Source organism: Anaerobiospirillum sp. NML120448 (assembly GCF_023050945.1).
Taxonomy (GTDB): Bacteria; Pseudomonadota; Gammaproteobacteria; order Enterobacterales; family Succinivibrionaceae; genus Anaerobiospirillum.
Window position 1 is genome coordinate 1 of the sequence record NZ_JALKIM010000180.1, and the last position, 1,249, is coordinate 1,249.

A 1,249-nucleotide genomic window follows, 5' to 3' on the forward strand; every position below is an offset into this window, starting at 1 on the left:
ATAGACCCACCTGTCCCCATTCCGAACACAGAAGTGAAATGTAGTCACGCCGATGGTAGTGCAACGTACGATTGTGCGAGAGTAGGTCATCGCCAGGCTTAATTTTTCTAAGACAAGGCCCCTTGAGGAAAACTCAAGGGGCCTTGTTGCATTTGTACATCCATAATTTTCATTCACTTTGATCTGTCTCATCCTGCGTATTACTCCTAACTGTTGCTAACTTCTCCTGACTACCGTTAACCGTTCTATGCAGCTCCTAACTGTAGCTAACCTCCTCTAACCACCGTCGAAGGCTATTAACTGCCACTTTATACTATTTTGGACTTTACTTTAGTTCATAGTCCTTATCTACTAGTTAATCCCCTAATTCCTCCTGAACTCATCTGATAGTTCCAGTTTGGTATAGGGTTTAGATAGCAATTGCTGCACAGCATAATGTACTGCATTGCTCTGTACTGTTAGCATTGCAGGAGGATGCGCACTGCAAGTGCACTGTTACGGCAGTTGCCACATAAATGCATAAACGTCTGCTAAAAGGTAAAGTGATCTGGGTAAGGTCTAATGTTTTGAGCCAGGCAGAATGTTTTACGTAAAGTAGGTGTTTTGTAGAAGTATGAATGCTTTGTTTGACTGCTGAACTACTGAGCTTTTGAGCTTTTAAAAGCTGTAGTTGCAGGGAAAAAGTAGAGTATTTGGCTAATATGGGGCATGAAAGTTGGGGAGAAAAATTTTTTTGAATGGGGGCTTACAAAAAAGTATTACATGATTAATGAAATGTTATGCAAAATAATATGGTAAATTTACCATTTTATGGCTCTAAATAGAGGCGAGACAAGAGGAAATTTTTAGAAATTTTTCAAGCGTGATTTAGCTCACAAAAGCGCATGGAATCTAGCTTTGTGAATCTTTATACAGGGTAAACTGTAAAGTTATACCAAAAAATTTTTAAAAAAGGTGTTGACGTTAGGTTAAAAATCATTAAAATACGTCTCCGCTGTCACGCACTAAAGCGTGAAGCTGCAAAAACCAAGCGTTTTGAAGTTCTTTGAAAATTGATAAGTACAGACAATCTGTGTGGGTTCTTTAAGTTAAGAACTTTGAGTTTTAAGCCAACATACTGGTAACTAGTTATAGTTGCACTTCAAACGAATCATTAAAGTGAAGAGTTTGATCATGGCTCAGATTGAACGCTGGCGGCAGGCCTAATACATGCAAGTCGAACGGTAACAGGAAAGAAGCTTGCTTTTTT

At 38.9% G+C, this 1,249-nt stretch carries 2 rRNA genes; both read left to right on the forward strand.

The window, feature by feature from the left end:
* Positions 1–98, forward strand: a 5S ribosomal RNA gene (gene rrf / locus MXE38_RS12325); the annotation flags it as partial.
* Between the two features lie 1,057 nt (positions 99–1,155).
* Positions 1,156–1,249, forward strand: a 16S ribosomal RNA gene (locus tag MXE38_RS12330); the annotation flags it as partial.